Raw genomic sequence first — 5611 nt, 5'->3', positions numbered from 1 at the left:
GCCCAAGCTCTGGCCGGGATCGCCAAAGACCTCACCAAGATGAGCTCCAAAAGCGCCATCCGCCTGGTGGTGCCCAAAGAAGCGGAATCCCGCCTGTTTCGTTGGGTGGCTATGCTCACGGGATCCAAAAACGCCCTCAAGGGGGTGGGGTTCTTTGTGGGAGCGGCCCTGCTGCAGATCTTCACCGAAATCTACGGGGATCCCATGGGCTTCCGCATGGCCAACTTTGTCCAGGCGGGGGCGTTGGCTTTGATCTTCTGTTCGGGGGCGCTGCTGCCTGCAGACATGGGCAAAATCAAGGCCAAGATCCCCTTCAAGCGGCTGTTTTCCAAGAGCAGAGAGATCAACATCCTCTCGGCAGCTCGCTTTTTCCTGTTTGGGTCGCGGGATGTGTGGTTTGTGGTGGCCCTGCCGGTGTTTCTCTACGACGAGCTGGGCTGGACTTTTATGCAGGTGGGCAGTTACATGGCCATCTGGGTGATTGGCTATGGGTTCATTCAGTTTGTAGCGCCGCAACTGCTGGGTGGGGGTCGCCCTGGCCGTGCTCCCAAGGCCCGCACCATCCAGATTTGGACCTTCGTGCTGACGGCGGTGCCGGCGATCATTGCCACAGCCTTCATGGCCGGGCTGGCACCGGAGCTGGTGATCACCGGCGGCTTGATCCTGTTCGGGATCGTCTTTGCCTTCAATTCGGCAGTGCATTCCTACCTGGTGCTGGCCTACACGGAAGACGACGACGTAGCCCTCAATGTGGGCTTTTATTACATGGCTAATTCCGGCGGGCGGCTGTTGGGGACGGTAACTTCTGGGATCCTCTTCCAGTTCTACGGATTGGAGGGCTGTCTTTGGTTTTCCACCCTCTTGATCTTGGCGGCGGGGCTGTTCTCGTTGAAATTGCCGGATCCCAGCAAAACCCCGGTGGAGTGGGTGGTTAAGCCAGGGGATTGAAGATGGAGGGCTACCAGCCGAGATGATGCAGTCCGCTCAACCCAATCCACACATGGATGGGCAGGGAAAGAAGTCTGCGCTGCCGATGCAACTCAGCCCAAACAAGAGGCCCAACGATGAGATAGTAGAGGAGCAAGCAGCTTTTCCGGCAGCCTATGAGCCTGCGCATTGTTCCCACGACGCCCTTTCCCGGCCAGAGACCCGGCACCTCTGGCCTGCGCAAGCCGGTATCGGTGTTTCAGCAGCCCCACTACCTGGAAAACTTCGTCCAATCCATTTTTGATGTCCTAGAGGGATCCGCCGGCCAAACCCTGGTGGTGGGGGGGGATGGCCGCTACTACAACCGCGAGGCCATTCAGATCCTGCTCAAGATGGCGGCGGCCAACGGCATCGGGCGAGTCATGGTGGGCCAAGGAGGGATCCTCTCCACGCCGGCGGTTTCCTGTCTCATCCGCAAGTACGGCGCCTACGGGGGGATCATCTTCTCCGCCAGCCACAACCCCGGCGGCCCCCAGGGGGATTTCGGCATCAAGTACAACATCGGCAACGGTGGCCCTGCCCCGGAGAAGGTGACCGAGGCCATTTACGCCCGCACCCAGCAGATCCGGGAGTACCGCATCCTGGAAGCTCCCGATGTCGATCTGGATCGCTTGGGCGAGCAACGGCTGGGGTCCCTCACGGTGTCCGTCATCGACCCGGTGGCCGATTACTTGGGCCTGATGCAGCGTCTGTTCGATTTCGAGGCCATCCGCGACTACCTGGCTTCCGGGATCCGCATTGCCTTCGACGCCATGCACGCCGTCACCGGCCCCTATGCCCACGCCATTTTGCAGGGATCCCTGGGAGCACCAGAGGGCAGTGTGCTCAACGGGCAGCCCCTGCCGGATTTTGGCGGCGGACACCCGGATCCCAACCTGGTGCATGCCCGCCCATTGGTGGAACTGTTGTTTCGGGAAGATGGGCCGGACTTTGGGGCCGCTTCCGATGGGGATGGGGATCGCAACCTGATCCTGGGCCGCCAATTTTACGTGACCCCCAGCGACAGCTTGGCAGTGCTGGCAGCCAATGCCCACCGGGTACCCGGCTACCGAGAAGGGCTGGCGGGAATTGCCCGCTCCATGCCCACCAGCCAGGCAGCAGATCGGGTGGCGGCCAAGTTGGGGATCCCTTGCTACGAGACCCCCACCGGCTGGAAATTCTTCGGCAACCTGCTGGATGCCGGCAAGGTCACCCTCTGCGGGGAAGAGAGCTTCGGCACCGGATCTCACCACATCCGGGAAAAAGACGGGCTCTGGGCCGTCCTGTTTTGGCTGAACATTTTGGCCGTTCGACGGCAGCCGGTGCGGCAGATCGTGGAAGAGCACTGGCGCACCTATGGGCGCAACGTCTACTCCCGTCACGACTACGAGGGACTGCCGGTGGAGGTGGCCGAGGCGCTGATGGAAGACTTGCGACGCTCCCTGCCCAGGTGGGTGGGCCAGCGCCTGGGATCCCAGCTGGTGGCCTACGCTGACGACTTCAGCTACACCGATCCCGTGGACGGCAGCACCACCAGCCACCAAGGGATCCGCATTGGCTTTGAGGATGGATCCCGCATCATCTACCGGCTTTCTGGAACCGGCACCCACGGAGCCACCCTGCGGGTGTACCTGGAGCGATTGGAGCCGGATCCCGCCCGGCATGGCCTGGATCCCCAAGTGGCCTTGGCCGAACAGATTCAACTGGCCGATCACCTTGCCCAGATTCGCGCCCGCACCGGTCGGCAGCAGCCAGACGTCATCACCTAGCCCGCCGCAACAGTGGACAGGGAGCCTTCCCAGGGAAGCGGGGATCAGGGCCTGAGGCCATCCCAGCCGGTCGCGTCGGCGTCGCGGAGCAGAAAGGTGCCGATAGGAGAGGTGATGGGAGAGGTCAGTTGAAAATCTCCCCGCTCTTGGGTGAGGCCCACCGGGCGACTGGGGAAAGCCACCAGGATCCCTTCCAAGCGCAGTGACTCTGCCACCGGATCGTAGGCAAAGCGCAGCTCAAAATCCCGCAGGTCGCGGCGGACTTCCACGCGGCGGATCCCTGCTTCCGTCAGGCCCAGGCGGAGCCGCCAGTGGTTTTGCCACTGCGTGCCGAGAGTGGCATCCAGCTCCAGGCCATAGGTAGAGATCTGGCCCAACCGGGGATCGTAAACCGCCTGCAGGGCATAGCTGATCCCCGGCTCATACACCTCCAGGCCGGAGCGTTGATCCCGGTTAAACGTGGTGCTGCTGCGCCCCCGATATTCCAGACGGATCGGTTGCAACTGCCCTTCGTTGAGGTCGTAGGCCGTCTGCAACTGAATGTTGAACAGATCAGGGGCGGTGCTCCAGGTGAAGTTGGCGTTGAGGGTATCCCACTTCTGGGTGATGAAGTCGTAGCCAAGGCTGGTGTCCAGGCGCACCAGGTTTTTCACCTCTGCCTGCAGCTCCTGCAAGTTGCGGGAGGCAATCGCTGCCAAATCCTCCGGGGTATCGTCGGGGAAGGTCAGGGCTATCGGCAGCTCGCCGGGCAGGTCATCTTCAAAGGCAATGTAGCCTGGGGGGACATTGGGCAGAAGATCGCGGGGCGTAAAGAAGCTGATGTTGGCATTGATGCGATCCACATCTCTGGGGCTGGTAGAGAGGGTTTGGAAGGGCACAGAATTGTTGCCGTAGAAGGTGCGGCTGTAGCGCAGGTCGATGGTATTCCAGTCGGCAGGTCTGAGGCTGAGGCGAGGGTTGAGGCTGACAGTAGACTCCTGGTCGGGAGTGGAGTAGAGAACTTGGGTGTAATCGATAGAACCCGGCATGAAGGTGATCCAGGGAGCCGGTTGAATATCGTTGAACTGGAGGCTGGAGCGCAGCTCGTAGCGATTGAAAAAGTGGAGGCCCGCCCCCACCTCCTGATCCGGCTGTTGCTCTTGAGTTAGAGTGAGGGCGCTGCTGAGAGCAATATCTGGCGTGATGCGAACGAGGTCGGGGTTAAAGGCCAGCTCGAAGTTGCGACGCGGCTCGTTGTCGCCATTGGAACTGCTGTAGGCGCGGTAGGCCAGGCGATAGGTACCTCCCCAGCCGGGTGGGGTCAGTTGAGTGCCCAGCGTCAACCGCGCATCGGCAAAGTCGGGGCCATCTTTGACGCTCACCCGCTGGTTGTAGTCCAAGCGGAGATCCGATTGCAGCCAGTGCACGCCCCCGTACCGCTGGATGTGGCTGAGGGTGAGGGGGAAGCTGTAGATGCCCCGCTCCTGGGATCCGGTGCGGCTGATGTTGAGGGTGGTGGTGGAGAGATCCCCCTGAAAGGTGGCGTTGAGGCGGAGATCGGCGTTGTCGTTGCGTCCGCCGGCAGGACGGTAGGTGTTGTCCAGGTTGAGGTTGAGCTGTCCCCGCAGTTGGCCTTCCTGCCCAAAGAGGTTGGCAGCGTAGAAGTCGAAGTTGTGGTCGATGCGGAAACGGCTGGAGAAGCGCTGTTGGTCGGCTTCGGTAACCAAGTAAAACTGGGCTCGCCCGTAGTTGACACTGTCCGGGATGGGCAGGATGTAGTCATGCAAGAAACCAATGCCCACCCCTTTTTTCTGGATGGCATCCAGCCGCAGGCCGCCGAAGTTGTATTCGTCGAAGCGGTAGGCCCAACTGGATTTGACAAACACCCCCTCTGTCTCGCTGCGCCCCGGCAGCACCCATTGGTGATCTCGCAGGCTGTAGATGAACAGGGGGAAATAGGCAATCTGCAGGCCTGCCCGCAGATCCCCTGCTTCTGTCAGCTCGCCGCCGGCAAACACGCGGGCGTCGTAGACGATCACCCGGTCATCGGGAAACACCTCCACCCGATCCCCTTGCACGTAGTGGGTGATGGGTGGCTCTGGCGAGGTGGTGACGGTGGCTTTCTCGAAAAAGATCTGATCCCCCAAAATGGCGGTGGTCTCTTGGCTGCGCACAAAAACCTTGGTGCCCGGCTCCTCCCCCGGCAGAATGACCAGCGAGCTCTCAAATTGGGCAGTGCGACCGGGGATATCCAGATCCAAATTTCGCCCTTCGATTTGCCGGATCCCCCGCCCTTGGGGGCCAGGGGGCTGCTCCATGCGAAAAGGGCCCTCGCTGCGCAGGCGTCGCTCCCGCCGATAAAACAGCAGCCGGTCGCCGGTGATGCGGGTGCCGTCAGCCAGTTGGATCAAGGCGTTCCCCTCGGCAATGCCCAGGTCTTGTTCGGCGATGTAGCTGAGCACATCCCCACTCACGTTGATTTGATCCGGGTCGAGGGGGATTTGCCACTGCGCGGTGGCCGAGAGTTGCTGGCGAATCTGGGATCCCTGGCTGCCGGTGCCAAGATTTTCTGCCGCTGAAACGGCATCTGCACCAGTGCCCAGATCCTGTAGGAGCGGGAACCGCTCCAGCAGCTGAGGAGCCAGGGGTGAGCCAGCGGTGGGGATAAAGGCTTCCGTTCCCCTTGGAGGGGATCCCGTCAGCCCCGACGCAGGGGCGGCATCTGCCAACACAACACCGCCCAAATCCAAGCTCCCACCGGCTTGGGAGATCAGGGGAGGAATGGTCTTGGGGGAAGCTGGGATCCGATTTAACCTTGCCTCTGAACCGGCTCCACCTTGCAGTTGGGCCGTAGCCCGGTTTTCGCCATTGGATTCCGATCGCGTTAGCGGGACGGA

At 61.5% G+C, this 5611-nt stretch carries 3 protein-coding genes; 2 read left to right on the top strand and 1 reads right to left on the bottom strand.

Annotated features, from left to right (window positions below):
• Both arsJ and NW819_RS06150 read left to right on the top strand, forming a co-directional pair.
• Nucleotides 1–948: organoarsenical effux MFS transporter ArsJ (gene arsJ, locus NW819_RS06155; RefSeq protein ID WP_414413212.1), on the top strand; the 948-nt coding region annotated here is incomplete at its 5' end.
• 155 nt (nucleotides 949–1103) lie between these two features.
• A complete protein-coding gene (locus NW819_RS06150) occupies nucleotides 1104–2735 on the top strand; it encodes an alpha-D-glucose phosphate-specific phosphoglucomutase (RefSeq protein ID WP_414413211.1) in 1632 nt (543 codons plus the stop codon).
• 44 nt (nucleotides 2736–2779) lie between these two features.
• Here NW819_RS06150 and NW819_RS06145 read toward each other — a convergent pair.
• On the bottom strand, nucleotides 2780–5611 hold a 2832-nt coding region (locus NW819_RS06145; RefSeq protein WP_414413210.1), incomplete at its 5' end, for a hypothetical protein.

The sequence above is a fragment of the Synechococcus sp. R8-2 genome, from assembly GCF_047461715.1.
GTDB lineage: Bacteria > Cyanobacteriota > Cyanobacteriia > Thermostichales > Thermostichaceae > Thermostichus.
Note: the sequence above shows the minus strand (reverse complement) of the source record. Positions and strands in the feature narration are given on the sequence as shown.